A 23,527-nucleotide genomic window follows, 5' to 3' on the forward strand; every position below is an offset into this window, starting at 1 on the left:
AGACTTTTTAGCAGGTTTTTAAATATATTTTTCGTATGAATTTTTCCTACGACAATTAGACCGGTGGAAAATCCGGTCTGCCGTATCCGCTGTTTTAGTTCTTTTTACTTCTGGTATACTTCCATCACACGTGCATAATAAATCCTAAGGAATTTATTTAATCCCGCTATTTTTGCTGCACGTTTTGACTTTCCTTCTTTTTCTTTCTTCAAAATAAATCTATACACTGCTGCGTCTGCTGGCTCTTTATGGGTTTTCAGACATCTCATCACTTCATATCCAATCTTTCGCAGGCTGGAAGAACCTCTCTTGGATATTTTCCTCTCTGTCCCCATAAACTGCCCTGACTGATAGGGCGGCGCGTCGATTCCTGCGTGGGCTATCAGGGCTTTTCCGCTATGGAATCTTCTCACATCCCCAATCTCTGCAATCAATTTAGGCGCAAGGACATTTCCAACACCTCCCATTGCCCTGACAACCGGATATTCCGGCAGACTCTTGGCTAATGCCTGCATCTGTGTTAGAATGGTCATCAGAGTGTTATCGACTTCTCGTAACACCCGTACTGCCTCCTGTACCAGCATTTTGGTCGATGGGGTATCGGAGGGTACTGTGGGGATGCCTTCTTTTGCCAGTGCATAGATCTTGACGGCTTTATCCTGGCTCTGATGGTATCCCTTCTCTTTTGCCCATTTCAGATAGCTCTCTATAAACTGTTCCTCCGGTTTCTTCGTGATATTGTCATAATGCCAGTATTCTTCCGCAAAATCCCCCAGCTTATCTTTCCCATTTGTTTCATTCCAGCCTTTCAGCAGCGTTTTGATCCCAGGCATCGTATAGTCCAGAAGATGAGTCAGTTCCAACACGCTCTCCACACGCATCCGCATATAGTGACGGTACTGCCTTCCCAAAAGCTTCAGCTCCGCATAGACGCTTTCTTCTGCCTCATAGTCCTTCAGCCTGTACCAATGGTCAATCCCATAGTTAGAGATTGTAATGGCATCCTGCTTATCCGTTTTCACACGTCTTAACCCCTGACAGCGGTATTCCTTCATCTCAAATGGATTAATCACTGCCACAAACAGCCCTTTTTCTTTCAGATAGCTTAATACAGGCAGATGGTAGATCCCAGTAGCTTCCATGACCACACGGATGTCATCATTCAGACGCAGCAGCATGGAAGTCAGTTCGGACAGTTCTTTCTCCACATGACAGACTTCAAAAGGCCTGCTCACAACCTCACCATAAGGCTTTAAGATACATACGGTACTTTTTTCTTTTGACACATCAATTCCTACACTTATCATCTGTAACCTCCAAAATAAATCTGTAATTGTCCCATCCACACTTATTACCACTCATTTTAGTTCGTTACACGAAAGCACCTTACGGGTTTCAACCTGCTTAAACGACTGCTTATAATAAGGGATGGTTGACGGTTTTTATGACGGATGTGGTTAATCCAAAAATCGCTTCGCCAGACCAATTACTCCCTTATCATAAAAAAATAAGTGCAGAAGGTAAAGCACTATTGATATGCCTTATCTCTTACACTTATATGGTACTAAAAAAGAACATAAAAACCTGCTAACAAAAGTCAAGACTTTTTAGCAGGTTTTTAAATATATTTTTCGTATGAATTTTTCCTACGACAATTAGACCGGTGGAAAATCCGGTCTGCCGTATCCGCTGTTTTAGTTCTTTTTACTTCTGGTATACTTCCATCACACGTGCATAATAAATCCTAAGGAATTTATTTAATCCCGCTATTTTTGCTGCACGTTTTGACTTTCCTTCTTTTTCTTTCTTCAAAATAAATCTATACACTGCTGCGTCTGCTGGCTCTTTATGGGTTTTCAGACATCTCATCACTTCATATCCAATCTTTCGCAGGCTGGAAGAACCTCTCTTGGATATTTTCCTCTCTGTCCCCATAAACTGCCCTGACTGATAGGGCGGCGCGTCGATTCCTGCGTGGGCTATCAGGGCTTTTCCGCTATGGAATCTTCTCACATCCCCAATCTCTGCAATCAATTTAGGCGCAAGGACATTTCCAACACCTCCCATTGCCCTGACAACCGGATATTCCGGCAGACTCTTGGCTAATGCCTGCATCTGTGTTAGAATGGTCATCAGAGTGTTATCGACTTCTCGTAACACCCGTACTGCCTCCTGTACCAGCATTTTGGTCGATGGGGTATCGGAGGGTACTGTGGGGATGCCTTCTTTTGCCAGTGCATAGATCTTGACGGCTTTATCCTGGCTCTGATGGTATCCCTTCTCTTTTGCCCATTTCAGATAGCTCTCTATAAACTGTTCCTCCGGTTTCTTCGTGATATTGTCATAATGCCAGTATTCTTCCGCAAAATCCCCCAGCTTATCTTTCCCATTTGTTTCATTCCAGCCTTTCAGCAGCGTTTTGATCCCAGGCATCGTATAGTCCAGAAGATGAGTCAGTTCCAACACGCTCTCCACACGCATCCGCATATAGTGACGGTACTGCCTTCCCAAAAGCTTCAGCTCCGCATAGACGCTTTCTTCTGCCTCATAGTCCTTCAGCCTGTACCAATGGTCAATCCCATAGTTAGAGATTGTAATGGCATCCTGCTTATCCGTTTTCACACGTCTTAACCCCTGACAGCGGTATTCCTTCATCTCAAATGGATTAATCACTGCCACAAACAGCCCTTTTTCTTTCAGATAGCTTAATACAGGCAGATGGTAGATCCCAGTAGCTTCCATGACCACACGGATGTCATCATTCAGACGCAGCAGCATGGAAGTCAGTTCGGACAGTTCTTTCTCCACATGACAGACTTCAAAAGGCCTGCTCACAACCTCACCATAAGGCTTTAAGATACATACGGTACTTTTTTCTTTTGACACATCAATTCCTACACTTATCATCTGTAACCTCCAAAATAAATCTGTAATTGTCCCATCCACACTTATTACCACTCATTTTAGTTCGTTACACGAAAGCACCTTACGGGTTTCAACCTGCTTAAACGACTGCTTATAATAAGGGATGGTTGACGGTTTTTATGACGGATGTGGTTAATCCAAAAATCGCTTCGCCAGACCAATTACTCCCTTATCATAAAAAAATAAGTGCAGAAGGTAAAGCACTATTGATATGCCTTATCTCTTACACTTATATGGTACTAAAATCCCTCCAAACTCTAAAAACAGGTCTGGAGAGTGTCTGTTAAGTTTTTTGGGCATAGCAAAATCGCCCGCCACACGCCGTTTTTTTTATTTGGTGGGCGTTCGCCTTAAAATCATATGAAATGAAAGAGAGCCGACAGACTATGATATTAACTCACATGTTTATCGGCTCTGCATCTATGTGTCTGGCTCTTTAATATCTGCTATTTTACATTTCTTGTTTTTCAAGATTGCTCATTTACCTTTTGGCATATTACTTCATTTCTTGACTTATAATTTTATAAAAGTTCACTATCTAAAGCTCGTAAATTTATGACAGAGACAATTTCCTGTTGTACTCTTTCAACTTCATCAATTCTAACTCTGCCAATACGGTTTCTTTCCATTTTATAATCTACATCTGGAAATAATTTTTCCAGCAAATTATTTATTTCTGGAGATGCCCCCATTGAAGCTATCACAAGTGATGTCATATCATATTGTTCCAGTATATCTCTTAATTCGTTTTCTGGAACTTCTGATAATTGCTCAAAATCAGTTATCTTTTTAGTCGGTATATTTGGCTCTAAAATATCATTTATAGTAATTCCGTAAAGCTTAGATATTTTTAACAGAACCTCTAAATCTGGAATAGCTGTTCCCGTCTCCCATTTTGAAACAGCCTGTCTGGATATATCCAACCTTTTTGCTAATTCATCTTGTGTGTAGTTATGTTTTTTTCGCAGTAATTGCAAATATTTTGAAATGATATTTGTATTCATAAAAATTCCCTCCTTTTTGTATTATAAAATGACCTTATAGAAAAATAAAGAGCTTGAAAAGTGCCAAAAAGCAATTAGCAGTTGCTGTCATTTACCTTATTTCGGCAGATGGCTTATCTGTATTCGGTATATCGCAGACTTTCTATGTATTGTAAGATAAAGCAGTAAAATGAAAAATCTTGACTGTCTGCATAAGCAAAAACAGAGCCAACAAACTGTGATTTTATTTCACAAGTTCATCGGCTCTGCGTCTGTGCGTCTGGCTCTCTGATAACAGACATATTCATTTGTCGGACATTTATAAGAGTTTCCTGCTTACATTTTGGGCAAAATAAAGGAAATTTCTCAAGTACTGTATCTTCACGCAATTTCAATCTCGTCTTGTTTCCACATACAGGACACAATAGCCACTTTTCCTGCTTCATGCTGACACCTCCTGCTGTTCCCTTTCCATATTCTTAAAGAAGTTCATTGCAGATAATCCTACAATGCAAACTATGATGCCAGTCGGGATTAAGACAAAATATATGGCACTGTAAAATTTGTCAAACAAAAAGCCGTACACGATTTGTCCTATGGGCTGGACGCACAAAGTAACCGTTGATGTATAAGCCATCACTTTTCCTATTAAATGATTTGGCGTCCTCTGCTGTATGAGGGAAACAGCGAAAATAGAAAATATACTGATAACAGCCTGCATACCGCAAAATGATACAACCGTAACTCCATACTTTATAATGGCATTCACTGGCAAAATGAAAACAATGCCGGCAGGGATAATGAAAATACCCATAGAAGCAAGCAGGACAGATAATTTATGTATTTTCAATTTCTCTGCCAAAACTCCTGCGGCAATGCTCCCTAAGATTGTAGCGACTGCCAACGCACTTTCCGCTGCCCCATAATATTTTGCATTCAATCCGAGGACAGTCCGCACAAGAAAGGGAAGCCCGACTATGGTAATGCCCATCACAAAAAACCTTGAAAATGCCGTTAAGAGCAGCATTTTTGATATGCTGGTCTGTTCTTTTGAAATATACTGCATACTTGATAAAAAATCCTGCTTAACAATCTGAAGCACACCGCCTTGACTTTGAATACGCTGATAACTCAATTTTATAAAACATTCAAACAGAGCAGTAATAAAAAAACAGACAACGCTTGCATACATTACGGGTTCTAGCCCAAGCATGGCATACAATACGCCGCCCAACATAGGGGCAATCAAATAGGATAAAGACGCCACTTGATTTACAACGGCATTTCCTTTCATAATATTGTCCCCTTGTAACATGGTAGGAATACACGCTTGAACAGTAGGCGTTTCAAACGCACCCAAAATAGAAAGAATAATAAGCAACGTACTGATTACAGCAATGGCATTGTTTTCCGACAGGAATAGCGCCGCACATAAAACGGATACGCCAGTCAATGCGTCTAACGCCACCATAATATTCCGTCTGTCTGCCCTGTCCGCCAGGATGCCGCCAAGCGGTGACAAAAGAATGGTCGGGATTGTCGCAGCAGACAATATCCCTGCAAATATGGCTGCCGAACCAGTCGCTTCCAATACATACATGGACAATGCCAGTTTCAATATAAAATTTCCAAATAATGAGGTTAGCTGCCCCAAAATAAGGAGCGCAAAATTTTTCGTAAATAATTTTTCCGTCATGGCTGATTCCCTCCTTTTTCCTTGATTTTGCCTGCATTCTCTGGCATAGAAGTACGGCCCAGGCCGCCATCTCTTGACACTTCGTGTCAATTCACCTTGTGCCCGCAGGGTGTTTCTGTAATATCAGTGATAAATTTTTCTGTAAAGGCTGTCGTATCATCATCATAAAGCGGCAGTCCCATATAGGCTAACACTTCTTTCACAAAATGATATTTATGATACAGTTCTTCCTCTGTTGCAGGGAATACCGAGGGCATGAGCCAGAAGTTGATAAGCGGCAAAAGCTCGGAAAGCTCCTTTATGTATTCCGTCTTGATAGAACCGTCCTTTTTTCCCTTCTCCAGCAATTCCAGCCACAAGGGAGTTAATACACGCCTGTTTTCTGCAACTGCCGCCGCTAAAATGTGCGGGTCTTTCAAAATCGGGACTGCCTGCATATTTATCTGGTTTCGTTCAGCGTCCGACTGATTCAGTGTAAGCAACAACCTGATTTTTTGCAGACCGTTCAGGTCATCCCTCCCCTTGACTGTTTCAAATGGGTTGTCCTCAAAAAACATTTGATTGCCTAATGCGTACATTATTTCCTCTTTGCTTTGGAAACAACGGTAAAACATTCCTTTTGCCCCGCCCACCGTATCCATAATATCGGAAATTGAAGTTTCCTCATATCCTTTAGAAATAAATAAGTTTTGGGCAGCATTTAGGATTTCTTTTCTCCATTCCTCTGGTGTCTTTTTTACAGGTCTAGCCAAATGTGATTGCACCTCCTTTGTATTTAGTTATTGACTTGAAGTCAATAACTATTTTAGCACTATTCTTATATTTTTGCAATAGCCATAATTTGCCATAGCACAAAAATCACTTATTTGCAAAATCCATAAAATTCTTGACATTACAAAAGCGACAGAGATTTCTCCCTGCCGCTTTTGTCCACTTATGCAAAAATGATTTCCTTATTTACAATCTCCCTTGCACAAACTCTTATGTTGCCTAACTGTCCTACCCATTCTAAGGTATTTTCAGCCTTTAGTTGTTCCGTTATGACTTGTGTCTGTTTCATGTCCTCAATGAGTCTTTCAAAGCATTCCTGCGCCTGTCTGTCAATGTCGGCAAGATAAGTGTTAAGTTTGCCGCTTGTGAGAAGATTGGTGTATGTAACTTTGCAATATTGCTTCAGATAGTCCAGATGCCGCTGTCCCCATGCGCCTATCGGCTGTTCTTCTTCGGCGGGCAATCGTAAATCTGGAATAAGATACCCATTTTCTTCGTGATATGTACCGCCTAACTGTTCAAATAATGATTTTTCCATTTTCTATTTCCTCCAGATAAGATATTCACTCCACATATTTGTGTCTACTGTCTTAAACACAATTTTTGAGTTTTGTCCTTATCTGGTTTCATACTTATTTTGCTATTATACATAAAGCCCTCTCTTTACTTAGTCTAATGTTTTTCCATCATTGCATTTATTTTTAGTTACAGCTATTTAAACTATAATATTAATAATCAGCAATCCCTTCAATTTCATAAAGCAGACGTAAATGCTCAGGATTAAATCGAAGTGCTATGCACTGCATAGATGTCTTAATAATACTTGTATTTCTTAAAATTTGAATATATACATTTTTAAGTGGCTTTTCATTTGTTTTTTTTATTTCCTTTATTAATTTAATGGTTTCAACAAATAGGTTGGATTTAAATCTTTCTGGTATATTTTCTGAACACGATACCGCTTTCTTCAAGGCTTTTTCAATATCTTTAATCGTATACCATATTTCATCAAAACCCATATCTTCATATGTAAAAACCTTTGGTATATTTATATCTATATCATCTAATGCTAAATAATATTGAACCCAACTATTGTACTGACCTGTTGATATTTAGCATTACTACCACCTCATCAAGAGGCAGCAGTAAATACAGGGTATAAGGAACTGAGCTTTATTCTGGCATCAGTAGTCCGGAACTGCCAGTTGACCTTTGCCGCCACTGTATTCCGCTCCGTTTCCCATGCGGACAGTTCTTTGCGTAACAGTCCTGTTTCAGCGATGCGGCGGCTGAGACATTGCCTGGTCATTACATTAAGCTCTATTTCTGCAATGTCCAGCCAGCTCCCATGCTTTGGCGTATAATGTATCTCCAATTTTTTTATGATGCGTCTTGCTTCTTCAGGCGGATACCGTTTGTACAGGGAAGCTGCTTTATGTGTGTTCAGATTATCCATCACAAGGACGATCTTCTCGGCATCAGGGTACATGATGTCCACCAGATACCTGATTTCCTCTGCCCAGTCGACGGCTGTACGGTGTTCCCGGACACTCACATGGTGCATCCCTCCGAGCGGTTCCACGAAGGCAAAGATGCTGACCGTACCATTGCGGACATATTCCGAATCGGTTTTCCGGTCACTTCCGGGAATCATTGGCAAAGGCTCCCTGGACTCTCCCAAAAGCTGATATGGTTTTTCGTCCATACACACAACCGGACGATTTTCATCATAGGGGCGTTCGTAAACATCAGGGATATCCTCCATGCAGGCTATGAATTCCGGGTCTTCTTTTGACGGGATGCACCAGTAGTCGTTTTTGTGAGGTCGAAGTTTGTTTTTTTTAGGGCATTGCGGATTGCCTCCCTGCCCACAGGGGTTTCCAGAACCACTTTGGATTTTTCCTCAAGCAGACGGATTGTCCACCGGGAGTGCCCTTCTGGAACGGGGCCGCAGGCAAGTTCAATCAGCCGGGCCTCTGTACGCCCGTCAACCTTGCGCCTTGCATTATCTGAATTTATGTTCCTTTTAAATTCAGTAACTGCGTCAATGCCGCCATTGATGTATTTCGTCACAGTATTGGTGACGGTTGCCATACAGACACCATTGGACTTTGCGCTTTGTTCATGAGTTAAAACTTTTCCATGCGCCTCGTCCAGATCAAGAATAACCTGGCATCTGCTGCGGATAGTTTTTGAAGTTTCCTTCTTACGGATAACAGATTTCAACTTTCTAAATTCTTCTTCTGTGAGATGGATATTATACTTTTTAGGTCTTGCCATAGGAATCACCGCCGTTTCTTTTATTATATATCAAAACAGCTGTGGTTACCAGAATTATTTGATTAAATATCAACAGGTCAGTACACTATGCTCGAATTTTGGGAATTTAGCTATATATTCTAAATGTTCTATTCGTTTTTCTAAGTCTAAAATATTATCTTTAGGAAAATAAATAGTATTTGTATCTTGTTTTCTCCAAGTGGGATTATCAAATTGCAATCGAACCCGGATATATTCCTGTAACCAAACATAGTAACATTGTTGAGGGTTGGTAATAGATACATAAACGAGTATTAATGGTGTTGTAAACATTTCTGCATATTGCAATTCCTTTGTTTTCAATGAAAACCTCGGATTATTAGTGTCAATTTCCTTTTCTGTTCCTTTTATTTGAAGTAAAAGAAATTCACTGGTTACATATTCATTTTCAAATCGTTCGACCATTTTATCAATTCCAAAATCACGTCCTGTTAAGTCACGTATTTCCCAATTACGATTAAATTTACTTGATACTATTTTACATGCCTCTGAATCTATCTCATGTTGTAAAATTCTATGTGACAACCTAATTTCTGATATTTTCAGCCTTCCTTTTTATTGAAAATAGTAAATTATTTCAGAATAAAAATTTTTTACTTTCTACCAATTGTTTTGATAAATCTCAATTATAACACTCATTATACTTTATAAATGCAAAAATATCAACTTACATAAACTGTAACACAACCATTGAGAAAAAATAATATATCCTTTCAGCTATGTAAAAGCTGGCATCAGCTCCACGCCAACACCGTCCCTTTCCTCGGTCAGTCCGTTATAAAATCCCTGCCTTTTTCAGATACCCTACACTGTCATAACAGCCACGGAAGTAAACCAACTGCATCTCCATATCCGTAAGTTTGTTCCTAAGCTCCATCACTTTAATAAGTGCGGCACATTCTTCCTCGGACAGTTTCGCCGATGTTTCCGTATCAAACACGCCTAAAACTTTCGGATATTTCTCATAAAGACTCTCAATCTCGACTCTTATGGCACGGTATTCCTCATTTTCTCTGAACAGCTTTGCCATGACAGAGCCGAGGTATTCATTAAAGATATTGCTATGGACATCTACAAAAGTTTCAAATCTGAACGCATCAGACATTCTTCCTCACCTCCGACTCTTTATTATCGCCATTTACTATATTACACCACTTTACAACTTTTCCATAAAAAAAATGTCATACAGGACTTTCTGATGTATAATAAGTTTGCAAACAAAAAAATACGAAAGAAAGTGATCCTGTACGACAGACTTATTATACAACGAAAAAACTATAATTGGTAGACTTTATCATTATTTTTACATTTATTTTGAGGCTTGTTCCATTCCTACAGCCGAGACATTGGTCCTGCTCCTGCTGTCCATACTGACACTGGAGTCAGCGGATTCCATCCGTTTCCTTTACAGACATTTCCTGTCAAAGCTAACAGATAAATCCCTGAATGCCTTTTACTATGCCTGCTCCTATGCCAAAGTGGATTATTCCAGGTTTATGAATGCAACAGCATCTATGGCATTGAAACTAATCCCGAAATCCTTAGAGACGCAGCCCGTTTTTTTATGCATGGATGATACCATTGTTCCCAAATATGGAAAGAAATTTGAGGATGTCTCAAAACTCTTTGACCATTCCGCGCACAACGGCAGCGGCTACCTGAATGGGCACTGCTTTGTAAGTGTCATGCTCTGTGTGCCAATGTGGGATAAAGGCAAGATTGTTTACCAGGCGTTTCCGCTTTCCTACCGTATGTGGCAGAAAGAAGAGTCAAAATTAAAGCTGGCTGCTTCCATGGTACGCCAGGCCATGCCTGAATTACAGGAAAAGGCGAATGTCATTATCCTATGCGACAGCTGGTATACAAAAGGGGATCTGGTTTCTGTCGTGGATGAATACCCAAACCTTGGCCTAATCGGAAATGCAAGGTATGACTCTGTCCTTTATGACCTTGCCCCGCAGCCGACCGGAAAAAGGGGCAGGCCTGCAAAACATGGGAAACGTCTTTCGGCGGAAAAAGATTTTACACTTTCGGATGAAAAAATAGGCGGTTATTATATTGGGATGCGCCGTGTCCTTACAAATATTTTCGGCACAAGGGAAGTTTTTGCCTATGTGACAGCCACAGAGAAGGAAGGCGGTTCCAGGCGCCTGTTCTTCAGTACGGTTTTCCCCACACAGCTGCAGATTTTTTGTGCATGGCAGGAAAAGACCCCCCTGAACCAGACGGGGAGTGCATGGATGGATTACATCCCCTTGTTCCTGTACTCATTCAGATGGAAGATAGAAGTCAGCTATTACGAACAGAAAACCTTCTGGTCACTATGCAGCTATATGGTGCGCAGCCGGAAAGGGATTGAAATGCTGGTTAATCTGATCAACATAGCTTATTGTGCGATGAAACTGCTGCCATATCAGGATGAAGCATTTTCAAAGTACCGTAGGGAAAGCGCACAGGATTTCAGGTTTGTGCTCAGCGAGCGGATCAGGCAGGAGGTATTTTTTGCCACTTTCGTGAAAAAGAGCGAAAGTATAATAAAATCATCTGCCCTTATGAGAGCCTTAAAATACCTTGTTCAGCAAAAGGAGCGCTATTTATAATAGTTGTAAAGTGGTGTATATTACTCAATGATAGGAAAACAAATTGCCGAATACCTTAAAATATGCTATAATTCGTAAATGGAGCAGCCGTGTTACAAGGTGGTAGCCTCCCTAACTTCACAGAAGACGGGAGGCGATGCATATGAGTACATACGAAGTTTTAAGCCTGTTATTTTTTGGTGGTTCGTTTCTCGTTGCATTGCTTGCCTATTTAGACAATAGGAACAACAAGCGAAAATAAATAAGCCTACCTTGTAATCTTGCCGGATGCAGGTAGGCTTATATAGCTATTTGCGGAGGCTAACCACTTTGTGGGCGGCTGCTCCTTTCCTATAATATAACATTTCTATATCTGAAATTCAACATTCTTTTTTTGAATCTCGGCAGATTATCTCATATCATATTAAAATGCCTAAACGCCGCCATAATCGCTTTTTCTTTCTCCGGCGGGCATTGCGGTACACGGCTTTTATTTTCGCCTACATTGTAATTCAGACGTTTCTCAATACCGCATTTATCTTTTATCTGTGCTACATACAGTGACGATACCTTTAAACCATACTCTGATTTTATCCATTCTTTGATTTCTGTATAGGTTGCACAGCCTTTGACATCCTTCAGATATTCATTATCTTTCGGCTCATAATCAACATAAGCATAGACTGTTTCAGCAGTGTTACTATTTCCTACCCAAAAGGACGCACGTCTCAACATGTTCACCGTTGTCCAAACCTATACTTAAATCATTTTCAATAATCGGCAGCTTAAACCGAATTGATTTAAGCCACTGACCATTGGGTTTGCGTTCCTCATAAATCTGTATTTCTGCAATCAACGCTTCGATAAGCTGTCGCCGTTCCACATCGTTCATAGCGAAATACAATTTGTCAAAATAAATCAATACCTTGTAAATATTATCCCCTGTGATTTTCTCGGCTTCGATGGATGTCTTTTTGGCTCTGGCGTCCATCAACTGCGATTCCAGTTCTTCTATCTTATCATACATCCGATAAAGCCTGTCATCAAGGTCTGCCTTTCTTCTGATATAATGTCTGTCATCGGGATTGAGGTTATCAATTTCCTCAATCAGCTTCGATTTGATGGCATAATCTTGACGGAGCTGTTTTTCATAATTGGTTATCTCTTGGTCTATGGCGGTCGTATCAACTTTCATGTTGATTTTTTCCTGCATCATTGCCGCAAAATGGGGATTACTGACTAGCTTTACTATCACTTCGGCTACGGCATCGTCCAGAAGTTCTTCCCTTATCTGCTTTCTGTAATCGCATTTATGCCCCCGCTGCATACCACGGTGTTTACACCCATAATAGAAGAAATCCTTGTATTTCGTTCCGTCCTTTTTGTATTTGATGCTCTTGTTCCCATACATCCCCGCTCCGCATATGGGACACTTCACAATCCCAGAAAGCAGATGCGTCCGCTCGTTCTTTCCCTTATTGACGTGTTCATACTTCTTCGCCTGTGCAATCAGTTTTGCCTGCGCCGCATTCCAGACATCTTCTGGGATAATCGCTTCATGCAGTCCGTCTACCAAAAGAAAATTTTCCTGCTCCACGAGATGGTATTCATTCCGTGTCCCGTGGACTTTTTCTGTTTTCCTGCGTCCATAAGCAATTTTACCGCAATAGACTGGATTTTTCAATATCAGTCGGACTAAGTGGGCATCAAAAAGAGGGTTCTTCCCATTCTGACGCTGTATCTTACGGATGCCGTGGTTTTCCAGATATTTTGAAATCCCATTTGAGCCAATATCCGTATTCACATACTGTTCATAGATGGTTCGGATTGCAACCGCTTCTTCTTCGTTAATTTCCAACTTGCCATTTACGAGCTGGTATCCATATGGCGCAAATCCGCCGTTCCATTTCCCCTCTCTGGCTTTCTGGATTCTACCCTCCATTGTCTGGACACGGATATTCTCACGCTCAATTTCGGCTACCGCCGACAAAACGGAAATCATCAGCTTGCCCGCATCTTTGGATGAATCAATCCCATCCTCCACGCAGATTAGGTTCACTCCGAAGTCCTGCATGACCTGCAAAGTGGAAAGGACGTCTGCCGCATTTCTCCCAAAACGGGATAACTTGAATACCAAGACATAAGAAATGTTATCTTTTCCTGACTTTACATCCTCCATCATCTGTCTGAATTGCATCCGCCCTTCAATGGATTTGCCCGATTTCCCCGCATCCTCATACTCGCCTACAATTTCATAGTCATTGAAATCTGCATACGCTTTCATCCTTGACCTCTGTGCGTCCAGTGAATAACCGTCAATCTGCATGGCGGTGGAAACCCTCTTATAAGTGTAAACCTTTATTCTTTCTTTGTTCATAGTATCAGCAACTCCTTTTTTACCAAAACCGTGATATTTATTTTCTGCACTTAAAATTGTATCAGCGATTCTCTGAAACAACAAATGTGCGATTTTGGTGAATATTAGAGTCGCTGTTATATTCTTTGTTATGACTGGCATCGGGCATACCGTCTATACCCAGTTCGGAAGCGTATTTTGCTATCAGATTTGCCAACAGGTCAGCTAATCCGTTCCACTCATCATCAATGAGCATATTCCGATACACCCCCCCTTTATTTCTTTGTCATGGCAAGGCTAATGGCAAGAGCCTTGTCAACCCTTGCCATTATATTATTGGGCATTGTACCCATATGGTTTTTAAGCCTTTGCTTATCAATCGTCCGTATCTGTTCAAGCAGGATAATAGAATCCCTGTCAAGCCCCTCAACATCTTTTACCTCGGTATGTGTCGGCAGTTTTGCCTTTGTCTGCGTCTTGCCTGTGATTGCCGCAATAATGACTGTCGGGCTGTGGCTGTTGCCTATATCATTGGAAATGATAAGTACGGGTCTTGTTCCGCCCTGTTCTGAACCAACAACGGGATTAAGCTCTGCGTAGAAAATATCGCCACGCTTAATAGTCCTATCCATAGTGTCTGACCTCCTATTTTGATTTAGGCAGGAATACCCTGCCTATGTAACAGCCAGACGCAAGGAAGCATTTAAGGTCGGGAGAATATAAAACAAACTCTGTTCCATTGACCGCCCTGCATCTGGCTTTATGATAAAAAGCATTTTCTATTTGTCCCCGACACCCCGAAAATGCTGATGCGTTACAACGCAAGGGAAGTCACCAAACGGTCAGCAGCGAACTGACGCCACGGGAGTTGCACCCCAACTGTCGGTCTGACAGAGCCGCCCCCATTGCCTGCGGCGGAGTGGTTACCGCTCGGACTGTGGCTGGACGGGAGTATCATTGTCCTCTTTGTGGGTCTTGGCGAAATCGGGAGCTGCCCGATATTTTCAGTCGGTGTTTTCCGCTTGCCGCCTTTCGGCGGGTCATGGCGTACCGCTGCACACGCTTACACTTATTACAGCCACAAAGAGAATGTATTTGGTGAATGGATATTCGGTTGTCAAAGAGCCGTCCCGTTCCTGCCATAAAGCGAAACAGGTGAAAGGGCTTAAGCCCCTTCACCTGTTTGCTCACTCACCAAAGGCTACGTGTAGTGCAAATTTTAAAAAATCTTAAAATTCTTTTTCAGCTTTTCAACCGCAATATCCACGCTGAATTTTACCGCCCTTTTCGTGCAGCCCTCCAACTTCGCAATCTGCTCATAGGTCAGCTCCCCGAAAAAGTACAGCTTCAGCCTGCGTCGCTGTACTTCGGGAAGTTCGGAAACCGCCCTATGTAGCTGCTCATATTCGATACTCTCCGAAACAATATCCTCAACCCGTTCTGCCTTATAAAAAGCTCTGTCATTCAGCGTTTCATCGGTCAGCTCGGAGTGTTCAATGTGCCTGCTCACCCTGTTCAGATGGGATATGTCCTCAAGCTCAAATCTGTCAAACGTCTGATACAGCATTTCGTCAATCTCAATATTCTGCTGCTTTCCACGCCCGTCCTTAAAAGAGAGGTAATAATGCCCCTCAGTTATCGTCAAAGTGTACGGGTTATACTTGTCCTTTTTTCGGTTTGGATGCTTTTCAAGCATTGTAATTTCCTCCAATCAATCTGAATTTTTTTGAAAATCCAGATTGACGGGCGGAGAACGGCATCCAATCCCAGAAACCGCCTTACGACGTGTTCTAACAAAAAACGACAAAAGAAAAACCGCAAAGGTTCTGTGACCTTCACGGTTTAGGGAGATTTTAGTTCTAATATGTAGAAATATGACTTCTACTTGCAGGGTGCAAAGCCCCCATACGCTGACGGGGATTTTTTTAACAGGTTACCAACCCATCCCCGACACGATATATGTAAATAAAAAGCACTTCCCGTATGCAAAAAAAATCCCTCCAAACTGAAAACAGATTTGGAAGGACTTTTATTTTTGGCATGGCAAAGCAGCCCACCAAACACTGTTTTTTTATTTGGTGGGCTTCCCCTTACCTCTGGCACTATTTAAAGATGTGCCTTTCACCTATATTTTCTTTTCTATGTCTATCACTTTCTGCGTCCATTCTCGATAAAACGCTTCCTCATGCGACACTAACAGCACTGTCCCCTCAAATTCTTCCAGTGCGTTTTTCAATGATTCTTTTGCCAGTGCATCAAGGTGGTTTGTCGGCTCGTCCATGATAAGGAAATTGCACGGCTTCATCATAAGCAGGCACATTTTGACCTTTGCCTGTTCCCCTCCGCTCAAAGTACCTATTTCCTGCATGGCGTGTTTGCTTGAGATGCCGCAGCCCGCAAGACGCTTTCTCACGTCTTTTATCGCAAGCGGTGGGTAAGCATCGGAAACAATCTGAATGGGCGTTTTTTCTATATCCGCCCATGCCAGCTCCTGCTCAAAATACCCAATCTTTACCTGCTCCGAAAAACGGAAACTCCCGCTTAATGAGGGTATTTGGCTGATAAGCGTTTTTAGCAGGGTGGATTTGCCGATGCCGTTAAATCCCGTCATAACAATTTTCTCTCCCCCTTTTATGGAAAAGCTGATGTCCGACAAAACAGGATAGTGGTAGCCAACATCCAGATGTTTTACTTTTAGATGCTCTGTCGTAGTCAGCGGGAGAGCCGTAAACCGAAAATGCGGCTTGATTTCTTTCTGCTCCAGAGCTTCCATCTTATCCATTCGGTCGAGCTGTTTCTGCCTGCCACGAGCCATTTTTGACTTTCTCCCTGCAATATTCCTGCGGATAAATTCTTCCGTCTTTTTGATTGTTTTCTGCTGTGCGGCATACTGTCTGATATAATCCTCACGGAGCAGTGCCTTTTTTCTCGTGAACTCTGAATAAGTGCCAAAATATTTTGTAATCTTCTCGTTATCAATGTCGCATATCCTTGTGGATATTTTCTCTAAAAAGTCATAGTCATGCGATACTACCAGAAAAGCGTTTGGCAGACTGGAAAGATACTCGGCAAGCCATGTAACGTGTTCCTTGTCCAAGAAGTTTGTCGGCTCGTCTAAAAGCAAAATATCTGGCTTTTCAAGCAGTAGTTTCGCCAGTATGACCTTTGCCCTCTGTCCGCCGCTCATCTGCTCAATCGGTCTGTCTAACCCGATTGCCGTTAAGCCCAGACCTGTTGCCACCTGTTCTATCTTTGTATCAATCAAATAAAACTCCTTGCGCTCTAATTCTTCCTGATACCTTGCCGCCATGCCTAGCTTTGCCATATCCCCATTCGCAGACTGGCAGTACAGTTCATTCATCCTGTTTTCTATCTCATACAGCCCAGAAAATGCGGATTGCAGGAACTCCCTCATCGCCACGCTTTTTTCAATTTGGGCGTACTGGTCGAGATACCCTATTTTTGTGTTCGGCTGCCATACTATCCTGCCAGAGTCGGGGATAAGCTGCTCCGTGCAAATTTTTATGAACGTGCTTTTTCCCGCCCCGTTCTGACCGACAATCCCGATATGCTCCCCTTTGTTCAATGTAAAATCTGCGTTTTTAAACAGATAATTTTCTCCAAAAGAATGCGTTAATCCCGTAACTTCTAATAAACTCATAATCATTATCCTCTCTTTTTACTGTCTGATTTTTCAAAATGGGCAAAAAAATAGCAGAAGTCAGATACTCTTGGTATCATGCCTTCTGCTATATCCGTTCCATCGCAAACCGCTTGCAGGAAACAGCCCATATACAACAAAAGGCTACGGACAAAACACTGTCCATAGCCTGCTGCACACAAATTTGTACGGAAAAAGAAACAATATATGAAAAAGACATAAAATCCCTCTCATGTACTGCTGCATTTCCCGATGAAATCCTAACGTGTTATATTACGCTATACTCTGTACAATGTTTCATCGGATTTGATTGTACAGAGCTGATTTTCTTTTTAGGCGGAAGTTCGTTTGTGATGTAAAAGCTCATGAAACTGTTCTCCTTTAAAATTAGTGCAAATTATTTTAGCATGAAAACCAGCAGTTTGTCAAATCCTATTTTTATGAAATTTTCAGACTTTTCATCTCACATAACTTGAGATTACAACAATTTGATTTTAGAAATTACAATTTTTTATGTTTCAATTACCACTCACTATCATGCTTGAATCAACTTCCCTTTCTTTACCCGAAAAATGGTGTCCGCCTGTTTTGCAAGGTCGTTCGAGTGGGTAACAATAATCACGCATTTATTCATTTCATGGGCGCATCCTTTCAAGATGGAGATAATCTCTGCCGCTGTATCTTCGTCTAAATTTCCAGTTGGCTCGTCCGCAAGTATCACTTTCGTATCGGAAGCCAATGCACGGGCAATCGCCACACGCTGCTGCTGACCGCCTGAGAGTTTTAAGACATTTCGTTTACATTCTTCCTCGGTCAGCCCGACACGCTCTAAAATTGGCTGCGGTGAAAGCTTTGCTGTCAAAGCGACATTTTCTTTTGGTGTTAGATAATCAATCAGATTGTAGCTCTGGAAGATAAATGCCACATTATTTTTTCTGTGATTGGCAAGCCCTAACTTTTCAATGTCCTGTCCATCGTATAAAATCTGTCCGTCTACGGGGCTGTCCAGACCTCCCAGCAGTGACAGAAGCGTGGTCTTTCCACATCCCGACTGTCCGAGGATAGCGTACATTTTCCCCTCATCTAATGCCATATTGATACCGTTTAATACATTCCGCTTATTGTCATAGGAATAACGGATGTTGTTCATTTCCAAAACGCTCATTGTAAAATCCTCCTAATCCATTTGTGATAAAATCTTTCTTGGTTTCATCTGTATGACCGTGATAGATGCAACTGAAACGGAAACAGCAATAAGTAATGCCCCAAAGATGTAGATGTAGAGCAAATCACTTGGTCTGACATTTACCCGAACACTCTCCACCGTTTCCAGTTCAGAAGTATCATAGGGGATATATTGCCCTGTTATGTCAAGATACTCTGAACCATCGTCTGGAACTTCTATTTCTGGTGCCTCCTGCGATTCGGCTACCCGATGGAAAATCAAATCGCTGATTCCCTGCGAAACAAAACTGCTTGCAACATAAGACAATCCAAATGCCAGAATTGCTATCATAAGGATTTCTATAATATACTGAAAGACAATCCTGCCTTTCGTTATCCCGACAGCAAGCAATATGCCCGTTTCATGCCGCCGCTGTTTTATCCACATAGACAAAATCAATGTTAAAATACCTACGCTTACCAAAACGCATCCTACAATCATCCAGATAATCAGTTTCTGCATCGCTGTCAAAGACGAAGCGACCGCTTCATAAGCAGAATTATCTACCGTGAGCTTAAAGCAGTCCCAGTCCAAATCAAGAGCTTGTATCTGTTTTGCGATGCCGTCAATTTCTCTGGGGTCGTCTACATAAAAATCAACGCCATTGTCATACTGGATTTCATCTCTCTGCATAATTTCACGCATTGCCTTATGGTCGATAACCAGACGGTTACGCTTGTCCGTTGAGGTCGTATGAAAAGATTCAGAGTCCCCCATATACTCATAAATGCCGATGATTGTCAGCGTTACATCGGGATAATCCCCACTGTCGTAACAGCACTGTACGGTAATGGTATCGCCTAGCTTTAACTTGTTGTTCTCTGCAACTGCCGTACTGATTAAAACAACATGGTCGTCGTCCTCTTTGATGTGCCGCCCCTCCACCAACCGAAATGCCTTGCGGGTAAAAAAGTTGAAATACTCTGAATTTGTTACGGATGGAAGCCTGCTGTAATCGCTTCCCTCCCCAAAGCTGAAACCCGATATAAACTCAAAATCCTTTGCAAAAACACTGCCATCTCCCAAGCCATTGTATGACTTGATTCCATCTACTGACAGTATCTCTTGAATATCCTTGTCAGTGATGGGAGTTCCCGTATAAGCGACCATCGTTCCTCCCGCCGCCTGCTGATACTGCCAGTTCGCACGGTTATTTTCATCTAATTCAAGGCGGATGCTCCCGCCTATGGATTGCCGCAGGCTGTATGCTGAATTGTCCGCTGCCTTATAGATAGACAGTCCAGTTAAGGTAAATGTGGACATTGCCAGCAGCAAAAAAAATAAAATAACCGTTTTTACTTTTTTCCGAACCGTATATAAAAATGCTCTTTTCCATGTACTCATAATTTTTATCCTCCTGTCAGCTCATTTTTGATAAAATATCTTTTGGCTTCATACGGGCAACTGGCAGGGATGCCAGAATTACCGTGAATATGATAACGAATGTTTCTATCAGAAATTGCAGCAATATGTTTTGCAGAGAAAGCGGCATATGAATGACTGTTTCCATACCTTTTAAAGCATTCTCTGCCTGCCCTGTGACAAAACTGCCAAGTGGAAAAGATACCAGAAACGCTAATACAGCCACCATTAAGATTTCATAGATGAACTGCATTGTAATCTGTGAAACAGATGTGCCTATGGAAAGCAATATCCCTGTTTCATGTATTCTGTTCCTTATCCGCATGGTAATCACAAGGAAAATTACAATGATACCGATAAGCATAACCACTAAAAGCATGATTCCCGTAAGCTGCTCCAATGTTTGGATTTGGTATGCAACTGACTGGTATTCCGATTCATTGATTCGGATAAAATAGTCCTCCCACGGAATAGATGCAATCTGTTTTACCTGCTTGACAATGTGCGTCAATTCCTCTGGGTCGGTCACAAAAAAAGCCACGTTTCCAGAATATGCAGATGTTTTTTGGTTAGACAGCTTCCAGAAAATATCATGCGTTGTAAAAATGGTGTCATTGTCATATTCCATTTTGCTGTCACTGATATAGATTCCTGCGACGAAAACTTTCGCCTGTTCCCCGCTGCCATCAGAAGCAGATTTCAATATCAACTCACTGCCAATCCCTAAATTATTTTCTTCTGCCAGTTTAGCACTGATAACAGCCGCATCCGTATCCTCTGCCGTAATATGCCTTCCCTCCGTAAGTTCCAGTATTCCGCTTACAAAATCTGCCTGATAAGCGGTTTCCGTATTAGCAGAAAGATTACCGCTTTCCATTCCAGAGAGAAACTCCATTCCCTCCACAAAAATGGAAAGATTTTGTTCGGCATTGTACGCCTTTATCCCGCCAACGCCTAAAATCTGTTTCACTGTTTCATACGGGATAGGAATTTTTTCAGCGGTATATCCCGTTTCGCTCCCGTCAAATTCCAGATGATTGATACTGCCACTCATCGTAAAGGACGCCCCTATCGTTTCCCGTAAAGCTCTGGCTGCTTTTTCTGTTCCGCTTCGGATGGAAATGCCGACCATAACGGAAACGGTCAGCAAAAGCAATAGCAAAAAAAGCGTCAGACTTTTTCCTTTCTTCCGTACATCATAAAGAAATGCCCGTTTCAAGCTGCTCAAAAAATTTTCCTCCTTTCGTTTGTTTCGCTTAAATTTTATACCTCTGGTGTGAGTGGGGTATCAGTCTAATGTGAATGGCATGTGAAATCACAAAAAAACTGCCTGTTTTCGATACAGACAGCTTTTTTATCCTATTCAAATTCAATCGTGAAACGCATCCCACTATTATCCTCTAAGGCGGTAAACATATAGGGGATTTGCAGCGTTTTCAATACCGTGTCTACAATGTATAACCCTAAACCATTCCCCCTTGTTTCCCTGTTTCCGCCGAATGGCATCATGGTATCCCCGCAGGGGGCTTCCTTAACTCCATATTCAAATCGGTAAAATGGTTCAAATATATGTTTTTGGTATTCCTGCGGGATTGGGACACATTCATTTTCCAGAACCAATTTCTGTTCTTCTATATAAATTTTTATAGTACCTCCTTTGGGCGTATAAGAAACTGCATTTGACAGTAAATTGGAAATTACTTTCCTTATCATTGATATAGGGTATTGGACAGAGAACTTTTCTGAAACATCCATTTCTATGCGAATACCCTTTGATTTTGCAATCATCTGATACGGCTCCGACATCTGCTCTATTAGTTCTGATATATCAATTTCAGTATCTTTTTCCTTATCATTCGTTGCAGATTTTGAAGCGTCTAAAATTTCTTTAATCATCACTGCAAGTTGTTCTGTGAGCATTTTGCATTTTGGCAGATAAATCGTATGGTCTTTGTATTTCCCTACGTTTAAAATCATATTTTCCAACATGGCATTGATAGCCGTAACAGGCGTTTTTAACTCATGGGATGCAGAGCGCAATAAATTTGTTTTCTGCACTTCCATTTCTTCTACCTTATAAATTTCCTGCTCTAAGTTATGGATTGTTTTTAGCAGATTATCATAAAGTGCGTTTACATTGTCCGCTAAAGTTTCAATTTCATCGTGTGTATGGACTTCGCAGGAAATCCCGTGCGTTAATCCCTGCATTTGTTTTGTTACATTAGTAATCTGCTTGATAGGCTTCGTGAGCATATGGGAATACAGCAATGCAGACAATAGTGAGATAAGCGTACAGGCAAATGCTGTAACAGGCAGGATAACTATGATGGCGCTGACTGCATCCTCAATCTGCTGCCTTGATATGACCGCCCTCACATACCCTTTCTGGTTCGGAAATATCTGTTCTGCATATAAATAATTTTTATCTCCTTTGGGACTTTGGGATAATGATATTTTTATCTTGTCATCCGATTTTTCTGCAATGATATTCACATCTTCCTTATTGCCACTTGGATTTTCGGCGTCCTCTGAACGCTTCAAATATCCGTTATCCCCCACGTTCAACAGTTTCATTTCATATGTGTATCCATCGTATTTTACCAGAATATCCGCATACCATTTCCCCGCAAAATCTGTCACGAAAGCGAGCCTGCCCGCATCTTCTGTATCTGCAATTTCCTCGCATAATTTCTTAATATCGGCTTCTAACGCATTACGCTGTCGGTAATTGTAAACAGTAGGAAGCAGGATATAGATTAGCAAATGGGAAACCGCCACAATAATTATCATTAGGCTAAATGTGTATAAAAAAGTCTTTGGAAATAATTTCAGTTTCTTCATATACCCACCTCTATCTTATAGCCAATCCCCTTTACAGTAACAATACAGTCAAGTTCCAGTTTTTTACGCAGGTTTCTAATATAACTGTCAACAATACGGTCTATCACATAAGAGTCATCTCCCCACACTGCATTTAATATCTGCGACCGTGACAGCACCAGACCTTTATGGTCAAGCAGGAGCTTTAGCAAGTCAATTTCTTTTGGCGTTACATCTATTTTCCCCTTTGAGTTGCAGGCAGAGTACCCAGAAAAATCGACTGTCAAATCACCGTATTTCCAAATTTTTGTTTCTTCTTTCCCACCTGCCCGACGGAGTAATGCCATGATGCGTTTCCCAAGCACTACCATAGAAAACGGCTTTGTCATATAATCATCTGCCAGACAGTCAAAACTTGATACCTGTGTGTACTCATCTTCCAAAGCCGTAAGCATGATAACTGGTATCTGGCTTGTCTTTCGTACAGCGTTTAATACTGCAAGCCCCGACATGGTAGGGAGCATAATATCAAGAACAATTAAGTCCACTGTATTCTGCGAAAAAAGCTCTAAAGCATCTGTTCCGTCATATGCGGATATGATTTCGTGACCTGCTTCCTGCAAGTATTCAGAAAGGGCTTCGTTTGTATCTATGTTATCCTCTACAATCAATATTTTTGCCATAAAGACCACCTCCAAGTTTATTTTAGCATTTCTGTGTGAATGGCGTATGAATTTTTATACTGAACCACTTAATACTCCCATTATAATTATCTGTTTTTTGTGATTCAACTGTGCGAATACCCACTTTTATCTCTCAAGACAAGAGAT

Annotated in this window: 25 protein-coding genes; 2 read left to right on the forward strand and 23 right to left on the reverse strand. The window is 41.4% G+C overall.

Features of this window, described 5'->3' with window-relative positions; translation table 11 throughout:
* Positions 1–104 precede the first annotated feature (104 nt).
* The 12 genes from VSQ32_10145 to VSQ32_10200 form a co-directional block, all read right to left on the reverse strand.
* On the reverse strand, positions 105–1,307 hold the full coding sequence (locus VSQ32_10145; GenBank protein MEH2943208.1) for an IS110 family transposase: 1,203 nt from the start codon (positions 1,305–1,307) through the stop codon (positions 105–107).
* 397 nt (positions 1,308–1,704) lie between these two features.
* The gene (locus VSQ32_10150) at positions 1,705–2,907 is read right to left on the reverse strand and encodes an IS110 family transposase (GenBank protein MEH2943209.1); all 1,203 of its coding nucleotides are present in this window, start codon (positions 2,905–2,907) and stop codon (positions 1,705–1,707) included.
* 539 nt (positions 2,908–3,446) lie between these two features.
* Positions 3,447–3,929, reverse strand: a complete 483-nt coding sequence (locus VSQ32_10155) for a helix-turn-helix domain-containing protein (protein ID MEH2943210.1) — start codon at positions 3,927–3,929, stop codon at positions 3,447–3,449.
* Between the two features lie 236 nt (positions 3,930–4,165).
* A complete protein-coding gene (locus VSQ32_10160; protein ID MEH2943211.1) occupies positions 4,166–4,354 on the reverse strand; it encodes a cysteine-rich KTR domain-containing protein in 189 nt (62 codons plus the stop codon).
* Complete coding sequence (locus VSQ32_10165; protein ID MEH2943212.1) at positions 4,351–5,604, reverse strand: MFS transporter; 1,254 nt, start codon at positions 5,602–5,604, stop codon at positions 4,351–4,353. The genes VSQ32_10160 and VSQ32_10165 overlap by 4 nt, the downstream gene beginning before the upstream one ends.
* 86 nt (positions 5,605–5,690) lie before the next feature.
* Positions 5,691–6,356: a TetR/AcrR family transcriptional regulator gene (locus VSQ32_10170; GenBank protein MEH2943213.1), complete on the reverse strand. Its 666-nt coding sequence runs from the start codon at positions 6,354–6,356 to the stop codon at positions 5,691–5,693.
* A gap of 182 nt (positions 6,357–6,538) precedes the next feature.
* Positions 6,539–6,913 (reverse strand): TnpV protein, encoded by a 375-nt coding sequence (locus VSQ32_10175; GenBank protein MEH2943214.1) that lies wholly within the window; start codon positions 6,911–6,913, stop codon positions 6,539–6,541.
* Between the two features lie 190 nt (positions 6,914–7,103).
* Positions 7,104–7,394 carry a hypothetical protein gene (locus VSQ32_10180; GenBank protein MEH2943215.1) on the reverse strand — a complete coding sequence of 97 codons (291 nt, stop codon included), beginning with the start codon at positions 7,392–7,394 and terminating at the stop codon, positions 7,104–7,106.
* Between the two features lie 113 nt (positions 7,395–7,507).
* Positions 7,508–8,176 (reverse strand): IS630 family transposase, encoded by a 669-nt coding sequence (locus tag VSQ32_10185; GenBank protein ID MEH2943216.1) that lies wholly within the window; start codon positions 8,174–8,176, stop codon positions 7,508–7,510.
* Positions 8,146–8,655 carry a helix-turn-helix domain-containing protein gene (locus tag VSQ32_10190; protein MEH2943217.1) on the reverse strand — a complete coding sequence of 170 codons (510 nt, stop codon included), beginning with the start codon at positions 8,653–8,655 and terminating at the stop codon, positions 8,146–8,148. Before VSQ32_10190 ends, VSQ32_10185 begins: the two co-directional genes overlap by 31 nt.
* Positions 8,656–8,724: 69 nt before the next feature.
* Positions 8,725–9,219, reverse strand: coding sequence for a DUF4365 domain-containing protein (locus VSQ32_10195; GenBank protein MEH2943218.1), 495 nt, complete (start codon positions 9,217–9,219; stop codon positions 8,725–8,727).
* 250 nt (positions 9,220–9,469) lie between these two features.
* Positions 9,470–9,799, reverse strand: a complete 330-nt coding sequence (locus VSQ32_10200; GenBank protein ID MEH2943219.1) for a DUF6664 family protein — start codon at positions 9,797–9,799, stop codon at positions 9,470–9,472.
* A gap of 271 nt (positions 9,800–10,070) precedes the next feature.
* Between VSQ32_10200 and VSQ32_10205 the strand changes: the two genes are divergently transcribed.
* On the forward strand, positions 10,071–11,294 hold the full coding sequence (locus VSQ32_10205; GenBank protein ID MEH2943220.1) for a transposase: 1,224 nt from the start codon (positions 10,071–10,073) through the stop codon (positions 11,292–11,294).
* Positions 11,295–11,436: 142 nt separating this feature from the next.
* The gene (locus tag VSQ32_10210) at positions 11,437–11,535 is read left to right on the forward strand and encodes a putative holin-like toxin (protein ID MEH2943221.1); all 99 of its coding nucleotides are present in this window, start codon (positions 11,437–11,439) and stop codon (positions 11,533–11,535) included.
* Between the two features lie 152 nt (positions 11,536–11,687).
* On the opposite strand, the gene VSQ32_10215 is transcribed toward VSQ32_10210, so the two are convergent.
* From VSQ32_10215 to VSQ32_10265, 11 genes are all read right to left on the reverse strand, one after another.
* On the reverse strand, positions 11,688–12,008 hold the full coding sequence (locus tag VSQ32_10215; GenBank protein ID MEH2943222.1) for a hypothetical protein: 321 nt from the start codon (positions 12,006–12,008) through the stop codon (positions 11,688–11,690).
* Positions 11,974–13,650: a recombinase family protein gene (locus VSQ32_10220; protein ID MEH2943223.1), complete on the reverse strand. Its 1,677-nt coding sequence runs from the start codon at positions 13,648–13,650 to the stop codon at positions 11,974–11,976. The genes VSQ32_10215 and VSQ32_10220 overlap by 35 nt, the downstream gene beginning before the upstream one ends.
* A 61-nt stretch (positions 13,651–13,711) precedes the next feature.
* Entirely contained in the window at positions 13,712–13,885 is a 174-nt protein-coding gene (locus VSQ32_10225) for a hypothetical protein (protein MEH2943224.1), read from the reverse strand.
* A 19-nt stretch (positions 13,886–13,904) separates the two neighbouring features.
* Positions 13,905–14,261 (reverse strand): type II toxin-antitoxin system PemK/MazF family toxin, encoded by a 357-nt coding sequence (locus VSQ32_10230; protein ID MEH2943225.1) that lies wholly within the window; start codon positions 14,259–14,261, stop codon positions 13,905–13,907.
* Positions 14,262–14,848: 587 nt separating this feature from the next.
* On the reverse strand, positions 14,849–15,325 hold the full coding sequence (locus tag VSQ32_10235; protein ID MEH2943226.1) for a sigma-70 family RNA polymerase sigma factor: 477 nt from the start codon (positions 15,323–15,325) through the stop codon (positions 14,849–14,851).
* A gap of 429 nt (positions 15,326–15,754) precedes the next feature.
* A complete protein-coding gene (locus VSQ32_10240; GenBank protein ID MEH2943227.1) occupies positions 15,755–17,290 on the reverse strand; it encodes an ABC-F family ATP-binding cassette domain-containing protein in 1,536 nt (511 codons plus the stop codon).
* 535 nt (positions 17,291–17,825) lie between these two features.
* The gene (locus tag VSQ32_10245) at positions 17,826–18,455 is read right to left on the reverse strand and encodes an ATP-binding cassette domain-containing protein (GenBank protein ID MEH2943228.1); all 630 of its coding nucleotides are present in this window, start codon (positions 18,453–18,455) and stop codon (positions 17,826–17,828) included.
* 12 nt (positions 18,456–18,467) lie between these two features.
* Positions 18,468–19,859 (reverse strand): ABC transporter permease, encoded by a 1,392-nt coding sequence (locus VSQ32_10250; GenBank protein ID MEH2943229.1) that lies wholly within the window; start codon positions 19,857–19,859, stop codon positions 18,468–18,470.
* 16 nt (positions 19,860–19,875) lie between these two features.
* Positions 19,876–21,105 (reverse strand): FtsX-like permease family protein, encoded by a 1,230-nt coding sequence (locus VSQ32_10255; protein MEH2943230.1) that lies wholly within the window; start codon positions 21,103–21,105, stop codon positions 19,876–19,878.
* 131 nt (positions 21,106–21,236) lie between these two features.
* Positions 21,237–22,718, reverse strand: coding sequence for a HAMP domain-containing sensor histidine kinase (locus VSQ32_10260; protein MEH2943231.1), 1,482 nt, complete (start codon positions 22,716–22,718; stop codon positions 21,237–21,239).
* The gene (locus VSQ32_10265; protein MEH2943232.1) at positions 22,715–23,380 is read right to left on the reverse strand and encodes a response regulator transcription factor; all 666 of its coding nucleotides are present in this window, start codon (positions 23,378–23,380) and stop codon (positions 22,715–22,717) included. The genes VSQ32_10260 and VSQ32_10265 overlap by 4 nt, the downstream gene beginning before the upstream one ends.
* Positions 23,381–23,527: the final 147 nt, after the last annotated feature.

It is taken from the genome of Lachnospiraceae bacterium JLR.KK002, assembly GCA_036941025.1.
In the GTDB taxonomy this organism is placed as follows: domain Bacteria; phylum Bacillota; class Clostridia; order Lachnospirales; family Lachnospiraceae; genus Petralouisia.

Excerpts from the sequence above, each read along its gene's own strand:
- VSQ32_10215 (MEH2943222.1), bottom strand. The coding sequence starts at position 12,008 with ATGTTGAGACGTGCGTCCTTTTGGGTAGGAAATAGTAACACTGCTGAA.
- VSQ32_10180 (MEH2943215.1), bottom strand. The coding sequence starts at position 7,394 with ATGGGTTTTGATGAAATATGGTATACGATTAAAGATATTGAAAAAGCC.
- VSQ32_10145 (MEH2943208.1), bottom strand. The coding sequence starts at position 1,307 with ATGATAAGTGTAGGAATTGATGTGTCAAAAGAAAAAAGTACCGTATGT.
- VSQ32_10210 (MEH2943221.1), top strand. The coding sequence starts at position 11,437 with ATGAGTACATACGAAGTTTTAAGCCTGTTATTTTTTGGTGGTTCGTTT.
- VSQ32_10150 (MEH2943209.1), bottom strand. The coding sequence starts at position 2,907 with ATGATAAGTGTAGGAATTGATGTGTCAAAAGAAAAAAGTACCGTATGT.
- VSQ32_10260 (MEH2943231.1), bottom strand. The coding sequence starts at position 22,718 with ATGAAGAAACTGAAATTATTTCCAAAGACTTTTTTATACACATTTAGC.
- VSQ32_10240 (MEH2943227.1), bottom strand. The coding sequence starts at position 17,290 with ATGAGTTTATTAGAAGTTACGGGATTAACGCATTCTTTTGGAGAAAAT.
- VSQ32_10250 (MEH2943229.1), bottom strand. The coding sequence starts at position 19,859 with ATGAGTACATGGAAAAGAGCATTTTTATATACGGTTCGGAAAAAAGTA.
- VSQ32_10200 (MEH2943219.1), bottom strand. The coding sequence starts at position 9,799 with ATGTCTGATGCGTTCAGATTTGAAACTTTTGTAGATGTCCATAGCAAT.
- VSQ32_10155 (MEH2943210.1), bottom strand. The coding sequence starts at position 3,929 with ATGAATACAAATATCATTTCAAAATATTTGCAATTACTGCGAAAAAAA.
- VSQ32_10160 (MEH2943211.1), bottom strand. The coding sequence starts at position 4,354 with ATGAAGCAGGAAAAGTGGCTATTGTGTCCTGTATGTGGAAACAAGACG.
- VSQ32_10245 (MEH2943228.1), bottom strand. The coding sequence starts at position 18,455 with ATGAGCGTTTTGGAAATGAACAACATCCGTTATTCCTATGACAATAAG.
- VSQ32_10235 (MEH2943226.1), bottom strand. The coding sequence starts at position 15,325 with ATGCTTGAAAAGCATCCAAACCGAAAAAAGGACAAGTATAACCCGTAC.
- VSQ32_10190 (MEH2943217.1), bottom strand. The coding sequence starts at position 8,655 with ATGGCAAGACCTAAAAAGTATAATATCCATCTCACAGAAGAAGAATTT.
- VSQ32_10265 (MEH2943232.1), bottom strand. The coding sequence starts at position 23,380 with ATGGCAAAAATATTGATTGTAGAGGATAACATAGATACAAACGAAGCC.
- VSQ32_10175 (MEH2943214.1), bottom strand. The coding sequence starts at position 6,913 with ATGGAAAAATCATTATTTGAACAGTTAGGCGGTACATATCACGAAGAA.
- VSQ32_10165 (MEH2943212.1), bottom strand. The coding sequence starts at position 5,604 with ATGACGGAAAAATTATTTACGAAAAATTTTGCGCTCCTTATTTTGGGG.
- VSQ32_10230 (MEH2943225.1), bottom strand. The coding sequence starts at position 14,261 with ATGGATAGGACTATTAAGCGTGGCGATATTTTCTACGCAGAGCTTAAT.
- VSQ32_10220 (MEH2943223.1), bottom strand. The coding sequence starts at position 13,650 with ATGAACAAAGAAAGAATAAAGGTTTACACTTATAAGAGGGTTTCCACC.
- VSQ32_10225 (MEH2943224.1), bottom strand. The coding sequence starts at position 13,885 with ATGCTCATTGATGATGAGTGGAACGGATTAGCTGACCTGTTGGCAAAT.